24 protein-coding genes are annotated in these 25158 nt (G+C 72.9%); 6 read left to right on the top strand and 18 right to left on the bottom strand.

Annotated features, from left to right (window positions below; all coding sequences use genetic code 11):
- Positions 1 to 64 precede the first annotated feature (64 nt).
- From OHA81_RS34075 to OHA81_RS34040, 8 genes are all read right to left on the bottom strand, one after another.
- Positions 65 to 910 carry a cyclase family protein gene (locus OHA81_RS34075; protein WP_329203226.1) on the bottom strand — a complete coding sequence of 282 codons (846 nt, stop codon included), beginning with the start codon at positions 908 to 910 and terminating at the stop codon, positions 65 to 67.
- Between the two features lie 49 nt (positions 911 to 959).
- Positions 960 to 1265: a putative quinol monooxygenase gene (locus OHA81_RS34070; protein WP_329203224.1), complete on the bottom strand. Its 306-nt coding sequence runs from the start codon at positions 1263 to 1265 to the stop codon at positions 960 to 962.
- A gap of 118 nt (positions 1266 to 1383) precedes the next feature.
- Entirely contained in the window at positions 1384 to 2631 is a 1248-nt protein-coding gene (locus OHA81_RS34065; protein WP_329203222.1) for an MFS transporter, read from the bottom strand.
- Between the two features lie 89 nt (positions 2632 to 2720).
- Positions 2721 to 2924 carry a hypothetical protein gene (locus tag OHA81_RS34060; protein ID WP_329203220.1) on the bottom strand — a complete coding sequence of 68 codons (204 nt, stop codon included), beginning with the start codon at positions 2922 to 2924 and terminating at the stop codon, positions 2721 to 2723.
- A gap of 3 nt (positions 2925 to 2927) precedes the next feature.
- Entirely contained in the window at positions 2928 to 3962 is a 1035-nt protein-coding gene (locus OHA81_RS34055; RefSeq protein ID WP_329203218.1) for a 3-oxoacyl-ACP synthase III family protein, read from the bottom strand.
- Between the two features lie 82 nt (positions 3963 to 4044).
- Positions 4045 to 4731, bottom strand: a complete 687-nt coding sequence (locus OHA81_RS34050; protein ID WP_329203216.1) for an HAD family hydrolase — start codon at positions 4729 to 4731, stop codon at positions 4045 to 4047.
- A 28-nt stretch (positions 4732 to 4759) separates the two neighbouring features.
- A complete protein-coding gene (locus OHA81_RS34045; protein WP_329203213.1) occupies positions 4760 to 5833 on the bottom strand; it encodes a ScbA/BarX family gamma-butyrolactone biosynthesis protein in 1074 nt (357 codons plus the stop codon).
- A 156-nt stretch (positions 5834 to 5989) separates the two neighbouring features.
- Positions 5990 to 7057, bottom strand: coding sequence for an aldo/keto reductase (locus tag OHA81_RS34040; RefSeq protein WP_329203390.1), 1068 nt, complete (start codon positions 7055 to 7057; stop codon positions 5990 to 5992).
- Between the two features lie 249 nt (positions 7058 to 7306).
- Between OHA81_RS34040 and OHA81_RS34035 the strand changes: the two genes are divergently transcribed.
- The gene (locus OHA81_RS34035) at positions 7307 to 8914 is read left to right on the top strand and encodes an FAD-dependent monooxygenase (RefSeq protein WP_329203211.1); all 1608 of its coding nucleotides are present in this window, start codon (positions 7307 to 7309) and stop codon (positions 8912 to 8914) included.
- A gap of 63 nt (positions 8915 to 8977) precedes the next feature.
- Here OHA81_RS34035 and OHA81_RS34030 read toward each other — a convergent pair whose 3' ends face one another.
- Both OHA81_RS34030 and OHA81_RS34025 read right to left on the bottom strand, forming a co-directional pair.
- On the bottom strand, positions 8978 to 9805 hold the full coding sequence (locus OHA81_RS34030; protein ID WP_329203209.1) for an alcohol dehydrogenase: 828 nt from the start codon (positions 9803 to 9805) through the stop codon (positions 8978 to 8980).
- A 52-nt stretch (positions 9806 to 9857) separates the two neighbouring features.
- On the bottom strand, positions 9858 to 10997 hold the full coding sequence (locus OHA81_RS34025; RefSeq protein WP_329203208.1) for a hypothetical protein: 1140 nt from the start codon (positions 10995 to 10997) through the stop codon (positions 9858 to 9860).
- A 449-nt stretch (positions 10998 to 11446) separates the two neighbouring features.
- Between OHA81_RS34025 and OHA81_RS34020 the strand changes: the two genes are divergently transcribed.
- Positions 11447 to 15409, top strand: a complete 3963-nt coding sequence (locus tag OHA81_RS34020; RefSeq protein ID WP_329203205.1) for a type I polyketide synthase — start codon at positions 11447 to 11449, stop codon at positions 15407 to 15409.
- Between the two features lie 241 nt (positions 15410 to 15650).
- On the top strand, positions 15651 to 16295 hold the full coding sequence (locus OHA81_RS34015) for a TetR/AcrR family transcriptional regulator (RefSeq protein ID WP_329203203.1): 645 nt from the start codon (positions 15651 to 15653) through the stop codon (positions 16293 to 16295).
- A 110-nt stretch (positions 16296 to 16405) separates the two neighbouring features.
- Here the strand turns inward: OHA81_RS34015 and OHA81_RS34010 are convergent, their stop codons facing one another.
- From OHA81_RS34010 to OHA81_RS33990, 5 genes are all read right to left on the bottom strand, one after another.
- Positions 16406 to 17017 carry a phosphatase PAP2 family protein gene (locus tag OHA81_RS34010; protein ID WP_329203202.1) on the bottom strand — a complete coding sequence of 204 codons (612 nt, stop codon included), beginning with the start codon at positions 17015 to 17017 and terminating at the stop codon, positions 16406 to 16408.
- A complete protein-coding gene (locus tag OHA81_RS34005) occupies positions 17014 to 18183 on the bottom strand; it encodes an MAB_1171c family putative transporter (RefSeq protein WP_329203200.1) in 1170 nt (389 codons plus the stop codon). The genes OHA81_RS34010 and OHA81_RS34005 overlap by 4 nt, the downstream gene beginning before the upstream one ends.
- Positions 18180 to 18875, bottom strand: coding sequence for a hypothetical protein (locus OHA81_RS34000; protein WP_329203198.1), 696 nt, complete (start codon positions 18873 to 18875; stop codon positions 18180 to 18182). The genes OHA81_RS34005 and OHA81_RS34000 overlap by 4 nt, the downstream gene beginning before the upstream one ends.
- 133 nt (positions 18876 to 19008) lie before the next feature.
- Positions 19009 to 19608 (bottom strand): helix-turn-helix domain-containing protein, encoded by a 600-nt coding sequence (locus OHA81_RS33995; RefSeq protein ID WP_329203196.1) that lies wholly within the window; start codon positions 19606 to 19608, stop codon positions 19009 to 19011.
- Between the two features lie 296 nt (positions 19609 to 19904).
- Positions 19905 to 21146, bottom strand: a complete 1242-nt coding sequence (locus OHA81_RS33990) for an MFS transporter (RefSeq protein WP_329203194.1) — start codon at positions 21144 to 21146, stop codon at positions 19905 to 19907.
- A 55-nt stretch (positions 21147 to 21201) separates the two neighbouring features.
- Between OHA81_RS33990 and OHA81_RS33985 the strand changes: the two genes are divergently transcribed.
- Positions 21202 to 22179 carry an ArsR/SmtB family transcription factor gene (locus OHA81_RS33985; RefSeq protein ID WP_329203192.1) on the top strand — a complete coding sequence of 326 codons (978 nt, stop codon included), beginning with the start codon at positions 21202 to 21204 and terminating at the stop codon, positions 22177 to 22179.
- A 14-nt stretch (positions 22180 to 22193) separates the two neighbouring features.
- On the opposite strand, the gene OHA81_RS33980 is transcribed toward OHA81_RS33985, so the two are convergent.
- The gene (locus OHA81_RS33980; RefSeq protein ID WP_329203388.1) at positions 22194 to 22640 is read right to left on the bottom strand and encodes a DUF1772 domain-containing protein; all 447 of its coding nucleotides are present in this window, start codon (positions 22638 to 22640) and stop codon (positions 22194 to 22196) included.
- 117 nt (positions 22641 to 22757) lie between these two features.
- Between OHA81_RS33980 and OHA81_RS33975 the strand changes: the two genes are divergently transcribed.
- Positions 22758 to 23336 carry a TetR/AcrR family transcriptional regulator gene (locus tag OHA81_RS33975; RefSeq protein ID WP_329203189.1) on the top strand — a complete coding sequence of 193 codons (579 nt, stop codon included), beginning with the start codon at positions 22758 to 22760 and terminating at the stop codon, positions 23334 to 23336.
- Positions 23337 to 23346: 10 nt separating this feature from the next.
- Here the strand turns inward: OHA81_RS33975 and OHA81_RS33970 are convergent, their stop codons facing one another.
- On the bottom strand, positions 23347 to 23949 hold the full coding sequence (locus OHA81_RS33970; RefSeq protein WP_329203187.1) for a TetR/AcrR family transcriptional regulator: 603 nt from the start codon (positions 23947 to 23949) through the stop codon (positions 23347 to 23349).
- A 126-nt stretch (positions 23950 to 24075) separates the two neighbouring features.
- On the opposite strand from OHA81_RS33970, the gene OHA81_RS33965 reads away from it, so the two are divergent.
- Positions 24076 to 24432 carry a nuclear transport factor 2 family protein gene (locus tag OHA81_RS33965; protein ID WP_329203185.1) on the top strand — a complete coding sequence of 119 codons (357 nt, stop codon included), beginning with the start codon at positions 24076 to 24078 and terminating at the stop codon, positions 24430 to 24432.
- Positions 24433 to 24464: 32 nt separating this feature from the next.
- Here OHA81_RS33965 and OHA81_RS33960 read toward each other — a convergent pair whose 3' ends face one another.
- A complete protein-coding gene (locus OHA81_RS33960; protein ID WP_329203183.1) occupies positions 24465 to 25124 on the bottom strand; it encodes a 4'-phosphopantetheinyl transferase family protein in 660 nt (219 codons plus the stop codon).
- Positions 25125 to 25158: the final 34 nt, after the last annotated feature.

Raw genomic sequence — 25158 nt, 5'->3', positions numbered from 1 at the left:
GTTCCTGTGGCATGGCGCAGGGGCGGGCGCGCCGTGTGGCGCGCCCGCCCGCTGTGTGGTCCGGTCAGTAGATGCCGAACACCCGGCAGGGGCCGGCGAAGCCCTTGCGGTGCTTGATGAGGCCGACGAGCACGGTGGCCCCGAAGTCGGGCACGGTGTCGAGGTGGGCGATGTTCTCGACGCCGTAGCGCATGTCGCCGAGGACGATGCGGTGTGCGCCGGGGTCTTCGATCTGCAGGTTCTTCGAGGCGTCGAGGCTCGGCGTGTCGGTGCCGGCGGCGACGATCGACCGCTCGCGCACGAGGAGTTCGGCCGCGTCGAAACCCAGACCCGGGAAGTGCGGAACGCCGTCGGCGTCCCGGTTGATGTAGGCCCCCGGTGTGTGGATGCGGTCGCACCAGCCCGAGTCCATGACGACGAGGGCGCCGTCGGGGATCCGGCCGTAGCGGCTCTCGTACGCCAGGATGTCGTCGGCGGTCAGGGTGGCATCGTGGTCCTTGGCGACGCGTTCGCCGATGCGGATGACGCACAGCGGTGCGATCAAGCGGTCGACGGGGATCTCGTCGGTGTAGATGGGCCCGTCCACGAGGTGCGCGGGTCCGTCCACGTGGGTGCCGGTGTGCTCGTCGATCTCGAGCTTGTTGGCGTTGAACCCTTCGTCCGCGATGTGGGCGAAGTGGTCGATGTTCGGCTTGAGGACGATCGGTTCCAGTACGGGAAAGTCGTTGCCGAAGGTGTGCGTGAGGTCGCTGACCCGGCTGCCGCGGATCAGCGGGGCCGGTGCGCGCCGGGGGCTCGGGGTGCCTTGGGCCGTGGCGGTCGTGCCGGCCTCCGCGTCCGCGGCCACGGGGCCGCCGCACTGGTGGCCCTCCTGTCCGTGGACGAGTTTCATGACGTCGGGACTGCACATGGAGTCCTCCTTCGTGGTCGGCGGGGCCGGTCGTGTCCGGCCGGGGGGCTCAGGCGCTGGTCGGGTCGATGACGCGGGTGCCGCGGATGAGCCAGGTGGGGCCCTCGGCGATGTGGCCGATCCGCTCGAAGAAGCGGGCGAAGTGGGGGCCGGCCATGTGCTTGTCGAAGGAGGCCGCGTCGTCGTAGACCTCGTCGAGGTAGAAGCGGTTGGGGTCGTTCTCGTCGACGACGAGTTCGAAGCGCTGGGTGAACGGTTCGTCCACGGCCGAGTCGCGGGCGTCGGCGTGGCTGGCCGCGATGAACTCCTCGTGGTGCTCGGGCTGGACGTCGAAGGCGACGGCGACGTGGTACACGGGATCTCCTGGTGGTGGGTTTCGGGGCACGCCTGTGGCCGCCTCGCCGCAGGGGCGGCGAGGCGAGGCGCCGGGGGGTGGGGTGGGGTGAGGGTGGGGGGTGGCCGCCGGGGAGCGGTCAGTCGACGAGCGCGGGGTCCGGGGCGGGGACGGCGGCGGCCGGCTGCCGCGCGGTCCGGCGCGCCCGCACGAAGCGGTTGCGGCTGGAGCACAGGCCGAACACGAGCTCGGGGAGGGTGAAGACGGCGAGCAGGGTCAGCGAGACGGTCCAGTTGTCGGTCGCGCCGTGCAGGAGGCCGAGCAGCAGCGGGCCCGCGATGCCGCCGACCAGGTAGCCGATGGTCTGCACCATGCCGGACAGCTGTGCGGCGGTCTGCGGGTTCTCGGCCCGCAGACCGATGAAGGTCAGGGCCATCGCGTGCCCGGCGCCCAGCGTCAGGCCGAGGATGGCGACCCACAGGACGGCAACGCCCGGGAGGAACAGCAGGCCGAGCAGGCTCACGGCGCCGGCGACCGCGATGACGGTCACGATGGGGGCGGTTCCGTTGCGCCCGACCAGCACCGGGGCGACCAGGGCGCCGGGCACGCTGATGAGCATGGCCAGGGAGAGCATGGCGCCGGCCGAGGAGTTGCTGTAGCCGAAGTCGACCAGGACGGTGGGGAGCCAGCCCAGGGCGGTGAAGTAGGCCAGGGCGCGCAGGGCGAGGTAGCCGGTGACCTGCCAGGCCATGGCGTCGCCGAGCAGCGATCCCTTGTCGCCGCCGGCGGCGGCCGCGGCGGGCGCGGGCCGGGAGGACCGCTTGGACAGGGGCAGCCAGACGAGCAGGCCGACGGCCGCGGGCAGGGCCCACAGGGCCAGGGAGTTGCTCCAGCCCCCGACGCTGTCGCGCAGGGGTACGGCGATGCCCGCGGACAGCGCGGCGCCGGCGCTGAGCGCGGCGGTGGCGATGCCGGTGTAGAGCCGGACCCGGTTCGGGAAGGCGCTCTTGATGACCGCCGGCATGAGGACGTTGCCGATGGCGAGACCGGCTCCCGCGAGGGCGGTGCCCAGGAACATGGCCCAGGCTGCGGTTTCGAGCCGGATCAGGATGCCGGCGATGAGGAGCACGAAGCCCAGCACCAGCGCGACGGGGGTGCCCAGCCGGCGGGAGAGGGCGGGCGAGACGGCGGCGAAGACGCCCAGGCACACCACGGGAAGGGTGGTGAGCAGGCTGACTGCCGAATCGGACAGGTTCAAGGACTGCTGGATGTCGCCCAGGACGGGGGATACGGCGCCGAGCGCGGGCCGTAAGTTCAGTGCCAGTAAGAACAGGCCCACGGTGATCGCCATGGTGCTGGGGCGGCCGCTTGAACTGTGGTCGGACACAGTTCTCCTCCTGCGTGAGAGTTGCGTGATTGCGCATGGTCGGATGACTTCAGCAGAGCATAAGACATCTTATGGCTATTCGCCACCGCTTAGCTGCTCGACAGTTGATAGCCGTGGTGATGGCGACGGTCCCGCGGGTACGGCAGGGCTTCGCCCAGCAGCCGCTCGGCGAGGGAGTGTTCGACGGCCTGGCGCAGACGCTCGCGCCTGCGCCGGGCGACGTACTGCTCGATCAGCCTCAGGAGCTCGGGGTCGTGCGCGACGGAAGCCGCCGCGGTGGAGTACGCGCTCACCGCTCAGACCACCGCCGTCAGTTCCTGCTCCCGGGGCCGCGCGAAGGCGGTGGGCGCCCACCGGGCCAGCACGGCGCCCACCGTCATCCCACCGCCGAAGCCCGCCATCAGTACGGTCTCCCCGTCGGCGAACTCGCCCCGCCGGTGCGCCACGTCGAGCGTGATGGGCACGGAAGCGGAGCCGGTGTTGCCGTACTCCTCCAGCGCGAGGTGCATGGTCGCCCGGGGCAGGCCCAGCTCCGGCCACACCTCGCCGAGCATGACGCCGTTGGCCTGGTGCGGTACGAAGTGCCGCACCAGCTCACGCTCCACACCGGCCCGCTCCAGCAGTTCGTGCAGCGCCGACGGCAGGTTGTCCTGCACGAACGAGCGCACCCCGCGGCCGTCCATGCGGAAGTAGTGGGCCCCCTCCCGCAGTGTGCGGTCGTTCGCCGGCATGCGGCTGCCGCCAGCCGGAACGCTGATCAGGCGGTACTGGTCGCCGCGGCTGAGCAGACTGGTCTCGGTGATGCCCCTCGCCTCGGGCACCGCGCCGAGCAGTACCGCGCCCGCGCCGTCCCCGAAGAGGATCGCGGTCTTGCAGTCCGAGTAGTCCAGGATCCGCGAGTAGATGTCCGCGCCGATGACCAGGGCGTAGCGGCCGTCCTGCGCGGCGCGCAGCAGCCGCTCCGCCACCGTCGTGGCGTAGACGAAACCGCTGCACACGGCGTTGATGTCGAAGGCGGCCGCGTTCACCGCACCGATGAGGTGCTGCACGATGCTCGCGGTGGCGGGCTGCGGGTGGTCGGGCGTGGAGGTCGCGAGCACGATGTACGCGACGTCCTGCGGCCGCACCCCCGCCTGCTCCAGCGCCGCGAGGGCGGCGCGGGCCGCGAGGTCGGAGGTGGCGTCGCGGTCGTCGGCGCGGCGCCTTTCGCGGATGCCGGTCTTGCGGACGATCCACTCGTCGCTCACCCCCGCTCCGCGCGCTATCTCCTCGTTGCCGACGACGGTGTCGGGCAGGTACGAGCCGGTGGACACGATTCCGATGCGGGTCATTGGGTCCCTCCCCCTGTTGCGGACGGACCGCCGGGTGCGGCCCGCTGGTGGCGCCGGGCCCGGCCGAGGGGCCCGGCCGTTGTCATCGCCGCGCCGGTCCGGGCAGCAGACGGCCCCATCCCGGCGCGGCCGCGTGCGCCGCGAGCTGCGGGTCGTCGCCGACGGCGACGGGGTGGCCGACCGCCGCCAGCATCGGCAGGTCGCTTTCGTGGTCGCCGTAGGCCCAGCTGCCCGCCAGGTCCAGCCCGGCGAGCGGCGCGGTGAGGCGGACGGCGCGCCCCTTGGTCTCGCCGATCATCGGGGCCAGCACCTCTCCGGTGAGCTCGCCGCGACGGATCACGGGCCGGGTGGCGAGGACGGCCGAAGCGCCGACGTCCGCCGCGATCGGGTCGAGCGGGGCGAAGAAGGACCCGGATACGAGGACCAGGTCCCGTCCGGCCTTGCGGTGGACGGCGAGGGCTTCTTCGACCTCGGGTACGTACAGGCCCTCGGCGAGTTCCTGCCATTCATGGGCGAACCACCGCTGCCCCTCGTCCGCCAGCCGTCTGGCGCTCTCGCCGCGCAGCAGGCGGTAGTAGCGGCGGTTGACGTCGGCGCGCGCGGCGCCCCGCAGCGCGGCCTGCCGCAGTTCACCCGTCAGCCGTTCGAAGGTGGCCGGCGGCTCGCCGCGCCCGCGCAGGTAGAACTCGAGGAAGCGGAACATGCTCTTGACGCGGATCAGCGTCTCGTCCACGTCGGAGAACGCCGCGGTCCGTGTGGTGCTGGTCATCGTGGCCCCTTCGTCGGCGTAGCGCGGGTCATGCCGGGATGCGCGTGAGCGTGAAGGCGAAGGTGCACAGCACCTCGCCCTTCTGCGTCGCCTCGACCGCGACCCGCAGGTCCTCGGGGCGCCGCTCGTCCTCGTCCTCGTCGACGGCGGCCAGGACGCCGCCGAGGGTGTAGTCGACGGGTGCCTCGGCGGGGCGGTGGCCGGAGGTGCCCACGGCGGCGCTCAGCACCGTGTCGTCCTCCAGCTCGCCGAAGCGGGTGAAGCGCACGTCGAGCGCGGTGAGCAGGGCCTTGGAGGCGGAGAGCCCGCAGACTTCGAGCGCGGCGAGCAGGGCGAGCTGCCGGGCCCCTTCGGCGATCACCATGCCGGGCAGGTGGTCCTGCGGGTGGTCGAAGAGGCTGGCGTGCCGGGCCGGGATGCGCAGCAGCGCCTGCGCGCTCTCGCCGATGACGACGCCGTCCAGCAGGACGACGTTGTCGGGGTTGGACCGGCCCACCAGGTGCGGGGCGATGGGTGCGCCGGGGGTGACGGCGGGGTACGAGGCGGAGGACGGCAGGGCCATTCCGTCGCGGTTGTTCAGGCGCAGCGTGAGGTAGCCGTTCGGATCCTTGAACCGCAGTCCGACGGAAGCGCTGCCGAACACGGCGCCGCCGACGGACAGGCTGATCTCGTAGTCCAGTCCGGTGACCCGGCCCTCGCGTTCCATGCGCTTGCCGATGCGCACGTGCATGGCGAGGCGGAACGGAGAGGTGCCTACGAACACCAGCTCGGGGCGTTCCAGGCGCAGGCTCAGGTGGGTGAGGATGAACTTGTTGTCGGCCGGGACCCCGAAGAAGCGGTGGGCGCCGGCGAGGGTGGCCTGGCGGCACGCTTCGAGTATCAGCAGGGGGTCGTGGTGCCCCGGGCGGAGCAGGTGGTCGCCGTAGTAGGCGTGCGAGCGGGGCAGCTGTGCGGCCGCCGCGTATCTCGTGTCGCCGATGGGCTGGAGGTCCGTCAGGAACACCTCTCCCAGGGCGTCCCGGTGGACGAGGAGGCGGTCGACGGTGCGGGCGTAGTCGAGTTCCGGGAGCGCCTCGGTGGCGACCTCGGTGGCAGTGGTCATGGTGGCCTGGCTTTCTGTTCGCGGTGAGGGTTCCTGCTCACTGTCGGTGCACGGACCGACGCGGGCGCGGGGCACAGCGGGTGGAGGGACGACACGACGGGTCGTCCCTCCACGGCTGCGCAGTTGTCGCCCGCGCAGCGCGCCAGGTGGTGGTGATCAGGCCGGGTAGACGTCGCCCGGCAGCTTGCGGTCGGCGCCGACGGTGCCGATGTGCCAGTACGGGTAGGGCGCGGCGGTCTCGCTGACCTTGTCGAGGCGGGCGAGTTCGTCCTCGCTCAGCGTCCACTCCATCGCCTGGAGGTTGTCGGCGAGCTGGTGCGGCTTGGTCGCGCCGATGACGGCCGAGGTGATGCCGGGCTTGGCCAGGACCCAGTTGATGGCGACCTGCGCGACGGTGGCGCCGCGCTCCTCGGCGACCTGCGCCATGGTGTCGACGATGTCGTAGGCCTGGTTCTCGTCGGTCAGCGGCGCCGACTCGGCGGGGGTGCGCTGGGACAGGCGGCTGCCCTCGGGGCGGCCCTCGCCGCGGCGGTACTTGCCCGTCAGGAACCCGCCGGCCAGCGGCGACCAGGCGGTGATGCCCACGTTCTGGTCGACGGCGAGCGGCACGATCTCCCGTTCCAGGTCTCGGGCGGCGATGTTGTAGTAGCCCTGGTAGCAGACGAAGCGGCTGAGGTTGCGGCGGTCGGAGACCGCCAGGGCCTTCATGAGCTGCCAGCCGGCGAAGTTGGAGACGCCGATGTAGCGGACCTTGCCCGAGCGGATCAGGTCGTCGAGCACGCGCAGCGTCTCGTCGAGCGAGGTGCGCGGGTCGAAGCCGTGGATGTGGTACAGGTCGATGTAGTCGGTGTTCAGGCGCCTGAGGCTGTCCTCGACGGCCGCGTAGAGGTGGTGGCGCGTCGCACCGATGTCGTTGGGGTCGTCCGTGATGCGCCAGCGGCCCTTGGTGCCGATGATGACGCGGTCGCGGACCTTGGCGAGCGTGCGGCCGAAGAACTCCTCGCCCATGCCGTTCTTGTAGACGTCGGCGGTGTCGAAGAAGTTGATGCCGGCGTCGAGGGCCTGGCTCATCATCTGCTCGACGTTCCCGTCCTGGACGGTTCCGAATTCCGACCAGTTGCGGTCGGCGGCGCCCAGGAACGAGGCCCCGCCGCCGAAGGTCATGGCGCCGAAGCACAGCTCCGAGACGGACAGTCCGGTGTCGCCCAGGTAGCGGTATCGCATCTTCATCCTGCTTTCGGTCGATGGGTGTTCGGGTGCGGAGGGGGTGCCGGGGGGGGGGGAGGAGGGAGCGCCTGGGCTGACGGGGGGCTTGCCAGGCGCTCCCGGTACGTGGGGGCGCGTCTCGGGTGGCGTCGGGGGGCTGCTCGCCTTCGATGGCCCGTTCCTCTCGCCAGGCCCCGAGCGGGGATGTAAGGTTTCGAAGAAACATAAGAGATTTGATGGTTGTCGTCAATGAGAGGCGGGACGGATATGCCGGGCACCTTGGAACAGGCGCGGACGGACGGGGCGCCCGAGCCCTACGACGTGCTCGTCGTGGGGGCGGGGCCGAGCGGGATGACGGCGGCCTGCGAACTGCTGCGCAGGGGCGTACGGGTGCGCGTCATCGACCGCGCGCCGGAGCCCTCGCCCTTCCCGAAGGCGCTGCTGGTGTGGCCGCGCAGCATCGACCTCTTCGAGGACCTCGGCGTCCTCGGCGAGCTGCGCGGGGCCGGGATCCAGATCAACGCGTTCAGCTACTTCTCCGAACGCCGGCGCCTGGCCGGGTTCGATTTCCCGCAGCACCTCAGCCCCGTGTGCCTGCCGCAGAACGAGACCGAGCGCATCCTGCGCGAGCGGCTGGCGAGCCTGGGCGGCAAGGTGGAGCGGGGGGTGCGGCTGCTCACCCTGGAGGGCGTCGACTTCTCCGGCCGCATCGAGGGGGCCGCCGAGGTGACCGCCGTGCTCGAACACGGCGACGGACGCATCGAGCGCACCCGGGCCCCCTTCGTCGTGGGCACCGACGGTGCGGGCAGCGCGGTACGGGCCCAGCTCGGCGGCGGGTTCACCGGCAGCACGTACGAGAGCGCCTTCGCCCTCGTCGACGCGCGCATCGAGGGTTTCCTGCCGCCGGACCAGGCCCTGTACTACCAGTCGTCGGCAGGCGCGCTGGTGATCGTGGCCCTGCCGGGCGGTGTCTTCCGGTTCTTCTCCAGCCTGCCCGCGGGCGAGAAGGTCAGCGTCGAGCGCATGCAGAAGATCGTGGACGAACGCGGACCGCGGGGCGTGCGGCTGACCGAGCCGGTGTGGGTCAGCGAATTCCGCATCCACGCCCGCCACGCCAGCGAGTTCCAGCTGGGACGGGTCTTCATCGCGGGGGACGCGGCGCACGTCCACAGCCCCGCGGGCGGGCAGGGCCTCAACACGGGCATCCAGGACGCCCACAACCTGGCGTGGAAGCTCGCGGCGGTGCTCCACGGCCAGGCGCCCTGCGACCTGCTGCGCACCTACGGGCCCGAACGGGCCGCCGTGGCCCGCCGGGTGGTGCGGGACACCGACATCCAGACCCGCGGGTGGATGGTGCAGAAGCCCGCCGCGGTCGCCGCCCGGGACATCGCCTTCCGCCTGGCCGAGCGCAGCGGGCTGTTCGGGCTCTACGCGCCGGTCATGGCGGGGCGCCGGCTGGCCTACCCCGCCACGCGCGCCACCCAGGTGCCCTCGGGGCGCGGGCCGTGCCGGCTGCGCTCGAAGCTGCCCGGCGGCCTGGTCGTCGGCGCGGTCTTCCCCCGGGAGCTGGCCCTGCCGCACCGGATCGCGGGACCGGGCGAACTTCCGGCCGGGTGGTCCCTGGTGGTGACCTGCGCGGGCGACGCGGCGGCCTGGCGCACCCAGACCCGCGCGCTCGCCGCGGGATGGCCCCAGGTGCGCACCGTCGACCTGTCGGCGGGTTCCGCCCGCACCTCGACGGGCTGCGGGCAGCAGGGCTACTACCTCGTGAGGCCCGACGGGCACATAGCCGCCCACGGCCACAGCGGCGACCTGGACCGTCTGCACACCGAACTGACCTGGTGGCTCGGCCCGGCGGCGGCCGCCGCCCGCTGACACCGGAACGCGAAAACGCCATGGGGGGTGCGGCCGGACGGCCGCACCCCCCATGGCGTGTGATCAGACCGCGGTCGGCTGCGCGACGGCCGCCGGGCCGAGCGACAGCTCGCCGGTGGTCATCAGGTCCAGCAGCTGGGCGAGGCCCCGGTCCTCCGGAGTCGCCGTGCGGAAGACGAAATGACGCAGGCCGGCCTGCTCGGGGCCGCCGAAGAACCGGAAGAAGCCGATGTCCACGGGCCGCGCGGCGAAGCTCTCGTAGAGGTAGACCGTCCCCCCGTCGGCCGTCAGACCGGCCCCGGCGGCCGCCGGCCCCGCCTCCGCCGCCTCGTAGACGATGTCGAAGGCGCCGGTGACCTCGGCCGGGTCCGCCGTCGCCCACGCGGCTCCGAGTTCCGCTGCCTCGGCGGCCTGCCCGGCGTCGGCCACCAGCGCCGTGACGTCGGCTCCCAGCGCCGCCAGCAGTTCCACCAGGAGCCGTCCGATGCCGGCCCCGGCGCCGGTCACCATGACGGCCCGGCCGCGGACGGTGCCCGCGCTGCGTACGAGGCGCAGTGCCGTCAGGACCGCCACGCGCAGCGCCGCCGCCTGCTCGAAGCTCACGTGGTCGGGCAGGACGGTGGCGTACTCGGTGGGCAGCGCCATGCAGGACGACCACTCGGTGCTCGTGGCCACGGCCACGACCCGGTCGCCCGGCTTGGGGCTGAATCCCTCGGGGGCCGCGCGCATCACGACTCCCGCGACGTCCCAGCCGCGCAGCCATCCCTCGGGCAGCGGCTCGGCTTTGATCATCTCGTCGATCTCGGGGGCCACCGCGCGCACCGCGACGAGGATTTCGTCGTCCGCCTGGGCCGTGACCGTGTCCTGCATGGAGGTGAGCTGATCGGGCATGACAATTCCTCTCATCGGTGTGACGGTTTCCTTGCCGGCGTTCTCCGGCACGTCAGCGCTCCTCGGTGACGAGGACGGACGTGCCGGTGAGCTCTTGGACGGCGACCACATCGAACGCGTCCGGCTGTTCGAGGGCGCACGCCGCGAGGGCGAGGTGGCCCTCCAGGACCCGGAACCGGATCCAGGCGTGGCTGTGGTGGTCGTCGGGTACGCCGGGGGCGAGGCGGATGCGCAGCTGGATCCGCTGTTCGGGGGTGAGCACGACCTGGGCGGCGGTGACCTCGTCGTGGGCGGTGGCCAGGTCGACGAGTTCGCGGGCGGACAGGGTGCGTCCGTGGAAACGGAAGAACGGCGGGCGGGTGCCGAGGACCCGCAGGGCCGGTCCCGGCCGGCCGCACGCGCAGTACGCGAACTCACCGCGCTCCTGGGTGTCGTAGCGGATGAGCGCCGGGATGCGAGAGGGGGCAAGGGTGGTGACCAGCAACCGCCCGTCCACCGCTTCCACGTGCTGGTGCGGCAGCGGGTGGTAGATGCCGGCCAGGCAGTGCGGGCCGCGCTGCCCGATCACCCAGGCCGCGGGGGTCCCGTACAGGCGCCACACGGCGGTGTAGGGGAAGTGCGCGGCGAGCAGGCCCTCGTCGGTGGTGTCGTGGGCGGCGCCTCCCAGCATCAGGGTGCGCAGCCAGGGCAGCGGCCGGCCCGCGGCGCTGGCCCGCAGCAGCCGGGTGACGGCGTGCGGGGGCGCCGCGATGGCGGTGACGTGGTTGCGGGCCAGGAAGCGCAGCCAGTCGTCGTCGGTGCCCTCGGGCAAGGGCCCCAGCGGCAGGACGGTGGCGCCGGACGCGGTGGCGAACCGGTTGAAGAAGTAGTGGTCGGGCTGCATCCGTCCTGCGGGGTGCAGGTTCGCGACGACGTCGGTGGTGCGCAGCGGGTTCCAGGCGCTGCGGATCTCGGAGGTGAACATCTGCTCCGGCAGCAGGGTCAGGTCCGGGGCGTCGAGCGTGCCGCCGTGCGCCCACAGCAGTCCCCCGCCCGCGTTGAGGGCGAGGGCCTCGGCGGTCGCCGTGGCAAGTTCGTCCGGGGTGAGTACGGGGAGGTCGGCGAGGGCGAAGGTGCGCCGCGCGAGCTCCCGTTCGTACTTCGCCGCGAGCGACGGGAGGCGGGCCGCCTGGTGGAGCACGCTCTCCAGCACGGAGACCGGCGCACCGCCTCCCGGCCCCCGTGGCCCGGCGGCGCCCTCGCCGACGCGCTCCGGCGCACTCGGCGAAGGCGCTGGTCGGGATACGTACGAAACCATCCGAGGTCCCCCTCCTCGATCCTGTGTGGCCGGCGGGTGCAGGGTGGCGCGCACCCCTGACAAGGGGTTGCCCTGCGGTCCATGTTACGACCGGCGTTCCTTCTTGGTCTGGAGTACGAGTTTTTACCATAGACCAGTTTTCGCGTGTTGCCCATGGGGGTTTCCGTTCGACGGCCGCACCGTGACGAGCCGCCACCTGGGGGACCGCACCATTCAAGCCAAAGGTGAGCTGGAAGCTCATCATTGTCCTGCGGTCCACATTTGAACTACGATCCCGCTGCGGAGCTGCCGGGGGGCAGCGCCCTGACGCGCCCTCAGCGCGTCACCGCTGACAGGGGGTTCTCATGAGTGGACGCAACGGGGCAACGGCGATCGCGGTGGTCGGCATGGGGTGCAGATTCCCCCAGGCCCGCGGCGTCGAGGAGTTCTGGGACAACCTCATCGCGAACAAGGACTGCATCACCGACGTCCCGGCCGAACGCTTCGACATCACGCCCTACGTCGCCGACCGGTCCGGCACCCCGGGCCGTACCGTCAGCCGTCACGGGGGCTTCCTGGACGACCCCTTCCTCTTCGACGCCGGCTTCTTCGGGATCTCGCCGGCGGAGGCCGCCAGCGTCGACCCGCAGCACCGCCTGCTGCTTCCGGTGGTCCGCGAAGCGCTCGAGGACGCCGGCATCCGGCCGTCGGCGCTCGCCGGCTCCGCCACCGGCGTGTACATAGGACAGGCCACCGCCGACTACGGCCGCCACAGCACCGCCGACGGCAACAGCCTGCGCGAGGCGGCCGGCAGCTACTTCCGGGCCATGGCCTCGGGGCGCCTGTCCTACGACCTGGATCTGCGCGGGCCCAGCATGATGGTCGACACGGCCTGCTCGTCGTCGCTGGTCGCCGTACACATGGCCCGTCAGAGCCTGCTGAGCGGCGAGACGGACCTGGCCATCGCGGGTGGCGCCAACATCATCCTCTCCCCGCTGGACGCGATCGCCTTCTCCCAGGCGGCCATGCTCTCGCCCGACGGCCGATGCAAGTTCGGGGACACGAGCGCGGACGGGTTCGTCCGCAGCGAGGGCATCGGTGTCGTCGTCCTCAGCCGGCTCGAGGACGCCGAGCGGGCCGGCTACCCCGTACTCGCCCTGCTGCCGGGCAGTGCCGTGACCAACGACGGACGCAGCAGCGGATCACTGATCAAGCCGGCGGTCGCGGGCCAGGACGACATGGTCCGAAGGGCGTGGCGGGACGCGGGGATCGAGCCGTCGGACCTCGACTACGTGGAGGCCCACGGCACCGGCACGCCCGTGGGTGACGCCGTGGAACTGCAGGTCCTGGCCGCGGCCGCGCGCGAACGCGGGCCGGCGCGGGGGCCGCTGAGGTGCGGTTCGGTGAAGTCGAACATCGGGCACGCCGAAGCGGCGGCCGGCATCGCCGGTCTCATCAAGGCCGTCCTCGTCGCCCGGCACGGCGTCATCCCCGCCTCCTTGCACCTGCGCGACCCCCAGCCCCTGCTCACGGACGGGGCGAACCGGCTGCGCCTGGTGACCGGGAACGAGCGCCTGGAGACGGACGGCCGCGCCGCCGTCGTCGGCGTCAGCTCCTTCGGCCTGTCCGGCACCAACGCACACGTCGTCGTCGCCGAGGCCGAGCGCTCCCCGCTGCTGCCCGCCCACGGTCCCACGGAACTGCCCGAAGGCAGGCCCGCCCACCTGCTCGTGCTCAGCGCGCGCTCCGAGCAGGCCCTGCGCCGGCTCGCCGCCCACTGGGCCGACCACCTCTCCCCCGGCGGGGCCGGCCGCGCGCTGCCGCTGTGGGACCTGTGCGCCACCGCGGCGCTGCACCGCGACGCCCATCCCTTCCGGCTGTGGGCGACCGGGGCCGACCACGCGGAACTGGCCGCCGCACTGCGGGACGTGGCCGCCGGCCGGGCCACGGAGCGGGCCGGAACCGGTGACGCCGACTTCGGTACGGACAAGCGCACGGTCTTCGTCTTCCCCGGGCAGGGTTCCCAGTGGCCGGGGATGGGCCTGTCGCTCATGGCCACCACTCCCGCCTTCGCCCGCGCGTTCCAGGAGTGCGACGAGGCCGTGCGCGGCGAGACGGGCCGGTCGGTACGCGAGGTCCTCGCCTCGGCGTCCCGGGACTTCCCCGACGAGGTCGGCGCGGTGCAGCCCGTGCTGTGGGCCATGGAAGTGGCCCTGGCCGCCGTCTGGCGCGACATGGGCGTCGACCCCGACGTGTGCATCGGGCACAGCATGGGCGAGAGCGCGGCCGCCGCCGTCACCGGCGCACTCACCCTCGCCGACGCCGCGGCCGTCATCTGCCGCCGCAGCGCGCTGATGCAGGGCACCGCGGGGCAGGGCGCGATGCTGTCCGTCGACCTCTCGCCCGAGCAGGCGGCGGACGTCGCCGCCCAGGAGGGCGGCGTCTGCGTCGCCGCCGAGAACTCCCCCACCTCGACCGTGCTCGCCGGGGACGCCGCCGCACTGGAGCGCATCGGGCGGCGGCTGGAGCGCGAGGGGGTCTTCCACCGTCCGGTACGGGTGAACGTCGCCTCCCACTCCCCCGTCATGGACCAGCTGCGCGACGAACTGCTCGTGCGACTGGCCGGCATCGCTCCCCGCGAGGGCCGGGTGCCCCTGCACTCCACCGTCCGCGACTGCTTACTGACGGGGGCGGAGCTCGACGCCGCGTACTGGATGGACAACATGAGACGTCCGGTCCGCTTCCTCGACGGCATCCGGCGACTGGTCAAGGAGGCCGCCGCCGTCTTCGTCGAGATGAGCCCGCACCCCTTGCTGCTCACGTCGATCGAGGACATCGCCATGGAGTCCGGCGGGGTGTCGGCCGTCGTCGCCTCCACGACGCGGCGCACCGCCGACGAGGCGCTGGCGCTGACCCGCTCGCTCGGCGCGTTCTTCGCCGCGGGAGGCCGGGTGGACTGGGAGCGCTGGTTCAGGGGACCGGCCCGGCAGGTGAAGCTTCCCGCCTACCCCTGGGACACGGAGGTGCTGCGCCGGACGCCGGCCGCCGGGCCCCTCCGGCCCGCGGACCGCGTCACCCGGATCAGCGCGGACCTGACCGGCGCGGTGGTCACCCTGCGCGGTCTCGCCCCCGTACCCCCGGTGCTGCACCTGGCCGCGCTGCACGAGGCGGTCGCCGCCACCGCGCCCGCCGGGACGGTCGTCCTGGAGGACGTCAGGGTCGGGGACCTGGTGGACGTGCCGCAGGACGGCGCCCTGACCCTGGAGGTGACGACGGGGACCGGAGCCGGTCCGCTGCGGGCGGAGGTCCGTACGGTGGGCGACGCGCCGCGGACCGGGCTGAGCGCGCGGGTGCGCCTGGACGGGGTGCCGGGCGGCCAGGGCCCGGGGGTGGACCCGGGTCCCGGCGTGGAGGGGCACCTCGCCGCCGCTCTGGGGCGCTGCGCGACGCACGTGACGCCGGACCGGTTCTTCGCCGCGCTCGCCCGCCGTGGTTACGTCCCCGGTCCCGGGCTGCGCACCGTGCGGCACCTGTGGCGCAGGGACGGTGAGGTGGTCGCCCAGCTGGGGCGGCCCGCGGCGTCCCCGCACGCGGCCTGGGAAGGGTGCCTGATGCTGCTGCTGGCCGCGGTCCCCGTGTCGCTGCCGGCCGACAGCACCTACGCCACCGCCTCGTTCGAGCAGGTGCGGTTCCACCACCCGCTCGGTGACGAGGTCTGGGTCCACGCGCGGTTCGCGCCGCGGCAGTCGGGCCGGGAGGCCCGGGCGGAGGTGGTGGTGAGGGACCTGGAGGGTACGGTCCTGGCCGAGTTCCGCGGCATCCGGCTGCACCGGCTCGGGGGCGGCTCCAGCCGCGCCAGAACACCGCTGGAGCGGGTGCAGCGCTCGGCGCAGCGGATCGGCGACACCGTGCGCATGCCGATGTCGGCGCTGACCCGCGTCGTGGACCGTCTTCCGGCCGGGTGCCAGCACGCCGTTCTGGTGCGTCAGCCGGCGCAGGCGGCCACGGCCGTCGGGCCGTTCGAGGCGAAGGCCGCCGCGCCGGCGCCCCGGCCGGCCGGGGTGGCGCGCGGGCCGGCCGGCGGGGGGCAGGACGCCGGCGAGGCGTTCCTGAACGCGGCGGCCCATGTCCTGGGCATGCCCCGGGACCGCCTCGACCTGCGGCGCACCCTCCAGGCGTACGGCATCGACTCGGTGACCGCGGCGCAACTGCGCGGCCGCGTACGGCGCGAGACGGGCCGGGACATCGCGCTGCTGCGGCTGCTCGGTGAGGACAGTCTGCGGAGCCTGGCGAGCGAGGTGGTCGCGGCGCGATCCGTGCGCGACTGAACCGGGGAAACCGGCCGGTGGGAGCGGTGCGGACCAGGCGCCCCCGCTCCCGCGGCCGGTTTTCCGTCACGGCATAAACATGCACTATTGTTCATTCATGGATCGTGGTACAAGTGGAGGGAACTGCCCGTGCAGGGTCCTGTCCAGCCCTCGGGCGACTGAACCCGTTCCCCCGTTCACACCACGGGCGGCGGCAGCCGGGACGGGCCACCCCCGCACACCGCGCGCGACAGGAGTACACATGGGAGACACACCGGCCACCACCGCGACGCAACCGCAGGGCCGCCGTGAACGCAACAAACTGCGTGTCAAGAACCGCATCTACGAAGCCGCGCTGGTCCTCTTCACCCAGCAGGGGTACGACCAGACCACGGTCGACGAGATCACCGAACGGGCCGATGTCGCGCGCGGCACCTTCTTCAACCACTTCCAGCGCAAGGAAGACCTCATCGCCGAATGGGGGCAGGAACGGCGCGAGTTGCTGCGCGAGGGCCTGGAAGCGGGCGGGCTCACCAACCCCGAGGACAAGGCCACCCGGCACGTCCTGTCCCGGTGCATGAGCATCCTGGCCGACATCAGCGTGCGCAACCCGGCGCAGACCAAGGCGATGCTGACGGCCTGGGTGCGCGCCGGGTTCCCGCTCCACGAGCACCCGTACGCCGCCCACATGTTCAGCGAGTTCATCAGGGCGGGGCGCGAACGGGGCGACGTGCCCCAGGACGTCGACGTGGAGCTCGCCGGCCACCTGCTGCGCGACATCTACCTCGGCACGCTCTACCAGTGGACGCGGGGCCCCGAGGAGGACACGGACCTGGAGGCCGCCTTGCAGGCCGCCTGTACCGCGGTCCTCGACGGTCTCGTGCCCCGCTGCGCCAGCGTGCGGTGACCCCTCCCGTCCGGCGCGCGGGAGCGTGACCAAGGCCCCGGTCTCCTCGAGGAGGCCGGGGCCCGGTCGTGCGGGACCCTGCGGTCAGCGGATCGTGCGGGCCCCTCCGGTCAGCGGACGAGGGCGAAGACCGGGGCCGCGGTGGCGGCGCCGAGGAGGGTGCCGACGAGGACCTGGGCCGGGGTGTGGTCGCGCAGGGCGACGCGGGACCAGCCGACGAGGGCGACCAGGGGGTAGGCGGCCAGCGCCCAGGGGCCGTAGGCGAGGGCGAGCATCGCGAGGGCGCCGGAGGAGACCGCGGTGTGCACGGAGACCTTCCAGACGGTGGTGATGGCCAAGATGGCGACCAGGGTGACCAGCATCGCGGCGATCAGGGCGATCATCTCGCCGGGCGCGTCCAGGGTGGCCATGAGGGCGATGCAGGCGGCGACGGACGCCATGATGCCGGGGATGACCAGGAGGCGGTCCTGGCGGCGGCGGACGTGCCGGTCGCCCCAGTGGCCGCGCCGTTCGCCCCACTTGATGAAGAGGATCGGGACGACGCCGCAGAACAGGGCGGCGAGCAGGCCCCATCCGACGCCGGTGAGGCGGTCGGCGTGCCAGCCCGTCAGGAGGGTGACGGCGATGATCCAGTTCTTGGGTTCGAGGCCGTCGGTGATCAGGCGGGCGGCGCGGGATTCGGCGGCCGGCTCCTGCGTCGGGGCGGGTGCGGTGCGGGTCATCGGGGCTCCGGGGCGGGCGCGGTGGGGAAGGCTGTCGCGGCGGGTGAGTGGTAGGCGGCACTGATCAGCAGGAGGCGGTGGACTTCGGCGGGGAAGTCGACGTCCTCCAGTGCGGAGCCGTGGCCCCGGGCGGGGTCGGCGACCGGGGCGGTGCCGCGCAGCTTCGCGGCGCGGGCGGCGCGCAGCCACAGTGCCTCGGCCATGGCTTCGCGTTCCTCGCCGTGCAGTCCGGCCTCCTCGGCGGCGCGGTCGGCGCGGTCCCGGACGGTGGCGGAGACGTACGGCATCAGGCTGAGGCTGGCGTCGCGTATCTCGATGACGGTGCGGTGCAAGTGGACGCGGATGCCGTGCCGGTGGGGGGTGGGGAGGGTGATGTCGGGGACGGCTTCGGTCAGCGAGCTCCACAGGGGGCGCAGTCGCCGGCCGGCCCGCCAGTCCGCGGCCGTGCGGGCGAGGACGCCCGCCGCGGGAAGGGAGTTCCCGATGATGATCAGTCCGATGGCGAGGTATTCGACGAGGTCGGCGGTGTGCTGGATCGTTTCCTCGTCGGCGAGGGGGCCGTCGCTGAACAGCCGCGCCAGCAGGGCCGCGATGCGGATGGCGGCGTAGACGACGCCGACCGCGGTGCCGGTGCCGAGGAGCCGCAGGCCGTTGCGCAGGGAGCGGGCGCCGGCGTGGCGGGCGTAGGAGAGGAAGAGCCAGGTGGACAGGCCCATGGCCAGGCCCAGGTAGGCGGTGAAGGTGAGCAGGTAGGCGGTGGCCGCGGGGGTTCCGGCGTAGGCCTCGTAGAAGTTCTCGACGCGGGTGGGCTGGTCGACCTGGGCGAAGAGGACGCCCATGAGGAGCATGACGGCCAGTGCGAGGACCAGGTGCGGCAGGCGGGTGCGCTGGACGAGCTGGGGGCGGGCCATGGAGAAGACGAAGTCGAGGATGGCGCCGCAGGCGACGATGCCGACCGCGTGTTTGGCGGGTACGGAGATGTTGTTGATGCCGGTCCAGGTGTCGAGGAAGCTGCTGACGGGCGGCATCGCGAGGGTGGTGGCCAGGGCCAGGCCGGTGAAGGCCAGCCACAGTGAGCGCTGGCGCGGGACGCGGATCGCGGAGGGCAGGCGCCACAACGCCACCGCCCACAGCATGACCATGATGGTGATCTTGAGGATGCTCATCGGTTCCGGTGGGTGCGGCGGGCGGGGTGGGCGAAGGCGTCGTGGAGGCGGTGGATGACGTCGGCGGCGCCGTCGGACGTGGAGCGGTCCTCGTCGCGGCTGATGCGTTCCAGGACGAGGGTGGCCAGGGTCTCGGCGTCCTTCTCCTGGTCGGAGTCGAACTTGGTGCGGCCCAGGAGGCTCAGGATGCGGCTGCCGGACAGTTCGAGTTCGTCGTCGCCGGGCCGGGGGGCGGCCGCGGTGGCCCTGAGCCGTTCGGCTTCGGCCCGCATGAGGCGGGCCACCATGGTGTGCTCGTCCAGACCTTCGACGGCGGGGGCGGTCATGTCCAGGAGGCGTTCGAAGTGGGCGGCCGCGGCGGCGAGTTCGTTGGCGGTGGCGTCCTGGGGGACGTCGAACTGCGGGGCGACGTGGCCGAGCAGCATGTGGGAGATCTCGTGCAGGATGATCTGAACGCGCAGCAGGTCCGAGGCGCTCTGGTCGTAGAAGACCAGGTCGGCGGTGTCGAGACCGATCCAGATGCCGCAGGGCAGGTCCGGCTGGGGCGGCCCTTCGAGGGGCAGGAGGAGGAGGGGGCGGCCGCGCTGTGAGGCGATGTGGGCGCAGAAGGCCGAGAGGTCGAAGGGCTGCGGTATGTGCAGTCGCTCCGCTATGCCGACACAGGGATCGGCCGGTCGCCTGCGCCATCTCATATCGCGTTCCATTCCGGCCCGGGTGGTGTGGTCGTCCGGGCTGACTTCGTGCGGCGTGCGCCACGGGAGTGGCATCCGGTCACAGCGGTCGTATGCATGGTCGAACTCCGCGTTGCCCACGGTACGGCCGGCGCTACGGGTGGGAGGGGTGGTCGGGACTCGTGGCCGGGCCGGCGGCGGTGCCGACCGCGGCGCCCGGGACGGAGCCGGCGCCCGGGCCGACCGCCGGGCCCGGGACGGGGGTCCGGTCGACGCGGGGCAGGCCCTCGGCCTGGCGGGCACCGTCGACGATGGACGTGATGCCGCGCAGGGCCGCGGCCGACAGCCCTCTCAGCCGGAACGCGACGGCCTTGACCTGTTTGTCCTCCAGGGCGTCGGCGAGTTCGCGGCCGGCTTCGGCCCGGTCGGCGCCTTCGCGCAGCTCCTTGATGCGGGCGTCGGTGCGGGCGGCGACCTCGTCGTCGAGGAAGTACTTGGCGCCCACGCCGAAGAACTTGCCGAGCGCGCGCAGGGTGTCGACGCTCGGGTTGGTGACCTTGCCCTTGTGGAGGCTGTGGATGGTGCCGTGGGAGACGGTCGGGTCGTCGGGGCCGGCCTGCTCCCGGATGGAATCGGCGATCTCCTGGTAGGTGTACGGGCCGCGGTCCCTGGGGTGCAGGGTGCGGATCAGGTGATCGAGCCGGTGGGCGATGGGGCCCCGGCCCTGCTCGCCCGCGCTGTTGTACTCACCCATCGCGGCACTCCTCGGTCCTCACCGATTCAGCGGTCACTGTTGCGGTGTCGTGTGGCATCTCTACTCGACTGGATGTCGGCTGGGGCCGGCCCGCCCGCCAACAATCTAACCGACTTGACAGGGGCGGTCGGCCGACGCGTATGTTTCAAGGCGGCCGTCATCTAGTCAACTGGAGACGGGCCGTCGCGAACGGTCATCTACTTGACTGGAAAACGCGCCGTCGGGCGGGCGGTCGCAATGGGGCACGGGGGTGTCCGTTGCGACCTGCTCCCGTCCGGGCGGTGCCGCGGCCCCACTCATCGCACGGGCGGGACGAGCGGATTCGGGCGGCGTGGGGTGAGGTGGCGCGTGAGGGCCGCTGATGCCAGGAGGGCGATCAGGGCGCAGACCGCGGGCCAGCCGAAGGCGGTGTAGGCGCGGACGCCGACCCAGGAGCCGGCGGTGCCGCCCAGGTAGGCGCAGGTTATGTAGGCGGTGTTGAGCCTGCTGCGGGCGTCGGGACGCAGGGCGTACACCCGGGAGACGTTGGCCAGCGTGCCGGACTGCATGGCGACGTCCAGCAGCAGGGTGCCCGCGGTGAGGGCGGTCAGGCCGGCCGGGCCGCCGAGGGAGCCCCCCGCGAGGACGGCGGCCGCGGCGAGGACCCCCAGCAGGGAGACCAGGTTGACGCGGCCGGGTCCGTGACGGTCCACCAGGCGCCCGGCGTACGGCGTGCACAGCATGGTGCCCGCCCCGACCAGGGCGAGCAGGCCGACGGCCTCTGCCCCGTAGCCGTAGACCGGGCCGGTCAGCAGCAGCGCCAGGCAGGTCCAGGCGGCGGAGAACCCGCCGAAGACGGTGGCCTGGTAGAAGCAGGAGCGGCGCAGTTGCGGCTCGGCCCGCAGCAGGCGCGGCGCTTCGGCCAGGAGCGCGACGTAGGAACCCCGGGTGGCGGACGCGGCGGGGGTGGTGGACGGCACCGCGTACGCCATGACGGCCGCGAGCACCAGGGCCGCTGCGGCGGCCGCCAGGTAGGGGGCCCGCCAGCCCAGCCACTCGCCGAGGGTGCCGCTGAACGTGCGGGCCAGCAGCATGCCGCCGGTCGAGCCGCTGAGCAGGGTTCCGAGCACCGCCCCCCGGTGGTCGGGCGCGACCAGGCCGGCCGCCAGGGGGCTGATGATCTGCGCGGCGACGGTGGTGAGCCCGACCAGGGCGCTCGCGGCGGCCAGCGGCGGCAGGCCGGGCGCGCAGCCGGCGGCCAGCAGGGCGAGTCCGCTGAGGGAGAGCAGGGCGACCAGGAGCGTGCGGTGGCGGATCCGGTCGCCGAGCGGCACCAGGAGCACCATCCCGGCGGTGTAGCCGAGTTGGGTGGCGGTGACCACCAGGGCGGCCCGGTCGGCCGGGATGTGCAGGGAGGTGGCGATCAGCGGGCCGATGGCCTGCGGGAAGTAGAGGTTGCCCACGGCCACGGCGCAGGTGAGGGCAAGCAGGAGGACCAGTCGGCGGCTCGGGCCGGCGGCGGCCGGCCCCGTCGGCGGAGCGATGGCGGGGGAGGTCATGGGGGAAGTCCACGATACGGGCGGCGGCCCGCCAACCGATGTAGCGTAGGGCTTAATGATCAGCTTCGAGCTCGGCGTCGAGGACCTCGCCGACACCCGGTTCGCCGTGTCACCGCTCAGTGAGACGGTGCTCAGCCTGCGGCTGCTGCAGGATCCGGGTCTGTCCGCCGTCCACCTGCCGTGGCGAAGGCCGGTACTCGGTGCGCTCGGCGGGCTGGACACGGGGCTGTTGATGTCCCTGGTGGCGGTGCAGCTCACTCTGCCCGACTTCCTGACGCCGCGTCCGACGGCCTTCGACCCGTCCTTCGAGGACGAACTCGCCCGTGCGCGCCGTACGCCGCCCGCGCTGGTCCGTCGCGATCTGCTGGCCGCGCACGCGCCGGGCCGGGTGCCGCAGCCGCTGGGCGCCGCACAGGACGGCGACGACGCGGCCGTGGCCGCCCTGCGCGACCGGATCTGCGCCCTCCTGCGGCGGTACTGGGAGATCGCCGTCGAGCCGCTGTGGCCGCAGATGCGGCTCGTGCTGGAGGCGGACATGACCTACCGCGCCCGGCGGCTGGCGATGGGCGGGGCGCGGCAGTTGTTCGCCGACATGCACCCGAGCCTGCGCTGGCACGAGGGTGTCCTGCACATCGACAAGATGCTCGGCAGGCACCGGGTCAAGGCGTCCGGGCGGGGGCTGCTCCTGGTGCCCTCGGTCTTCGCGCACAAGCCGGCGCCTCCGGTCAGTGCGCTGGAGGCGCCGTCGCTGATCTATCCGAGCCGCGGGGTGGCGACGCTGTGGGGGCCGGTGCCGGACGTGGGCGGGCCGGCTCTCGTAGCGCTGCTCGGCGCCCCGAGGGCGCGGCTGCTCGGTCTGCTGGCGGAGCCGCTGGCCACGGTGGAGCTGGCCCGCCGGCTGCGGGTCACCCCGAGCGCCGTGTCCCAGCACCTGCGGGTGCTGCACGCGGCGAGGCTGGTCACCCGGGCGCGGCAGGGCCGGCAGGTGCTGTACCGGCGCAGCCCGCTGGGGGACGCCCTCGCCGCGGGGTGAGCCGCGCGCCCCTCTCAGACGAGGGCGACGGTGAAGAGGGTGAAGGCGAGGACGATGACGGCGACGCGGACGTAGTGGAAGCGGTCCCAGCGGTTGACCTGCTGCTTCCAGTCGGCGGGTACGCCCTCGCGCGCCCACGTGGCGACACGGGAGTTGATCGGTACGAGCAGCAGGACCGACATCACCACGCTCACGACGAGGAGCGCGGCACCGGTGACGACGAGGACGGCGCCGGCGCCGCCCCAGGACACGGCGGCCCACACGGCGCCGAGGACGAGCGAGCCGATGTACCAGAAGGGCATGACGCGGCCGAGGACGCGGGCGCCGTCGCTGCGGGCGGCGAGGCCGCCGTTGTCGGGGAGCCGGTCGAGGATCGGGTTGACGAACACCGCCACCGCGAACTCCACGCCCACCATCAGTCCCACCACGACGACCGTGACGACGGCCAGTACGTCCTGCACGACTACGTCCCGCATGACCCCTCCAGGGTGACAGCCCATCATTTCTAGCGCTGCTAGCTTTCAATGCAATGCTAGGCATGCCGCCGCTCGCTTGTCTAGCAGCGCTAGGATGAGGGCATGTCGACACAGGGACGCAAGGAACGGGAGCGGGCCGACCGCCACCGGCTGATCGTCGCCACGGCGCGCGAACTCGCCGAGGCCCAGGGCTGGGACGCCGTCACCACGCGCCGGCTCGCGGAGCGGATCGAGTACAGCCAGCCGGTGCTCTACAGCCACTTCCGCGGCAAGCGGGAGATCGTGGGGGCGGTCGCACTGGAGGGAGCCGCCGAGCTGGCGGGCGCCCTGCGCGCGGCGGTACCGCCCGGGGCGGACGGCCGGGAGGCGGTGGCCGCGCTGGCGCGCGCCTACACCGACTTCGCGGCGCGCAACCCCGCCGTGTACGACGCGGTCTTCAGCCTGGACAACGGCCTGCCCTACGCCGACGAGGCCACGCCCGCCCCGCTGCGCGCGGCCTTCGGGGCCCTGCTGGAGCCGCTCGCCGCACATGTGCGCCCCGACGAGGAACCGGGGCTGTACGTCGAGACGTTCTGGGCGGCGCTGCACGGGCTGGTCACCCTCACCCGGGCCGGCCGCCTGCCCGCCGACCGGGTCGCCGACCGGCTCACGCTGCTGGTCGACCGCTTCGTGCCGCGGTAGGGCACACGCGTTACGCGACGGGCGGGGCCCCGGCGGTGTCCGGGCAGTGATGACGGACGATCAGCTCGGCCGTCGCGAGCGCCATCCGGGCCGGACCGCGCACCCCGAGGACCTCGCCGTTGGCGAGCAGGCCGCCGATGACGAGCATGAGGGCGTCCGCCATGCCGTCGGGGTCCACCGCACCCGCCAGCGCCCCCTTGTCGCGCAACCAGTCCCGCAACGCCTGGAGGTGCAACTTCGCCTCGCGGCGGCCCGGGTGCTCGGGGTCGCGGAACTCGCTGGAGGTGTTGTAGAAGATGCAGCCGTGGAAGTCCGGCTCCCGGACACTGGCGTGGAGGAACTCCATCAGTGCGAGGACCTGGCGGACCGGGTCGCCGCAGTGGGGCGCCGTGACCCGTTCGGCCTGCTCCCACCACTGGGCGTCGCTCTCGCGCAGCCAGGCCGCGACCAGTTCGTCCTTGCCGGCGAACTCGCGGTAGAGAAGGCTCTTGCCGACTCCGGTCGCGTCGCTCACCTGCTGCATGCCGACGGCCCTGACCCCCAGCTCGCCGAAGAGTCGGGCCGAGGTCTCCAGGATGCGTCGCCTCGTGCCTGGTGCCGGCGTGCGCGCCATGTCCGGGCTCCTTTTCCCTCTCGTCGGCGGTCATCCAGCATACGGTTGACAGGGGATTCCGCACCCGACGAAAATGGACCGATCAGTCCGGGACCGATCGGTCCATTATTTCGTGGGGAGCACCCGATGTCGGACGAGCGGACGCGCGAGGTCATCGAGCAGTTCAACCGGGCTTTCCGGCAGCACGACCCCGGCCTCCTCGAGGACGTCCTCGCGCCGGACTGCCTCCTGGAGAACTCGGGACCGGCCCCCGAGGGGACGAGGCACGTCGGATACGACGAGTGCCTGCGGTTCTGGAGCTCGATCGCCGCCGACGAAGGAACCACCTTCGACGTGGAGGAGCTCTGGACGGCCGGCGAACGGGCCGTGTGCCGGTGGCGGCTGCAATACGGGCCGGGCGAGGCCGACTTCGTCCGCGGCGTCAACGTGACCCGGCTGGAGAACGGTCTGATCGCCGAGAGCTTCGGGTACGTCAAGGGCTGACCGGCCCCCCCTGGCCGCACCGGGCCCCGGCGTCAGCGCGGCGGCCAGGGGCGGATGCGGAACGGGGGGACCTCGTGGGAGACGAAGGCGGTCATGGCCGAGGGGGCGGTGGGGTGGGTGGGGTGCAGGGAGGTGTGGCCGTGCCAGGGGTGGGGGCCGTGGCCGGTGATGCCGCGCAGGGTGACCGCGCCGTCCGGGGCGAAGTCCAGGTCGACCTCCTTCGCACCCCGGGCCAGGCCCCGGCCGGTGGCCTTGACCGCCGCTTCGAGCAGGGTCCAGGCGTGGAAGAAGGCGCGGGGCGTGGCCGTGGCGGGGGCCGCCGGGTAGACGAAGGACAGGACCTCCATGCTGGTGCCGGCCGGGCGGACGAGCTCCACGTCCACCCCGACCGGTCCGGTCTCGGTCGCGCCCAGCAGCAGCATGCCGTCGGAGCGGGACCAGCTGATGTGGGTGCCGGGCTGGTCGGGCAGGTAGGGCTTGCCCGCCGGGTCGTAGTGGATGCGCAGGTCGCGCGGGTCGAGTCCCAGGCGGTCGGCCAGCAGCCTGCGGACCGTCAGCCGGGCGCGGAAGAAGCGATGGGCGGCCCGGGCGTGGACGAACTCGGCTCCGCGCCGCAGCTCCTCTTCGGTCAGGGCGGCTTGTTCGTGGAAAGTGGGGACGACCTGGTCGAGGTCGACCAGCCATGCGTCCATCCTCCACATCCTTTCCGTCAGCGGGTGCTGTGCG

It is taken from the genome of Streptomyces sp. NBC_00667 (assembly GCF_036226825.1).
GTDB lineage: Bacteria > Actinomycetota > Actinomycetes > Streptomycetales > Streptomycetaceae > Streptomyces.
The sequence above is the reverse complement of the archived record's forward strand: the minus strand, read 5'-3'. Positions and strand labels throughout refer to the sequence as shown.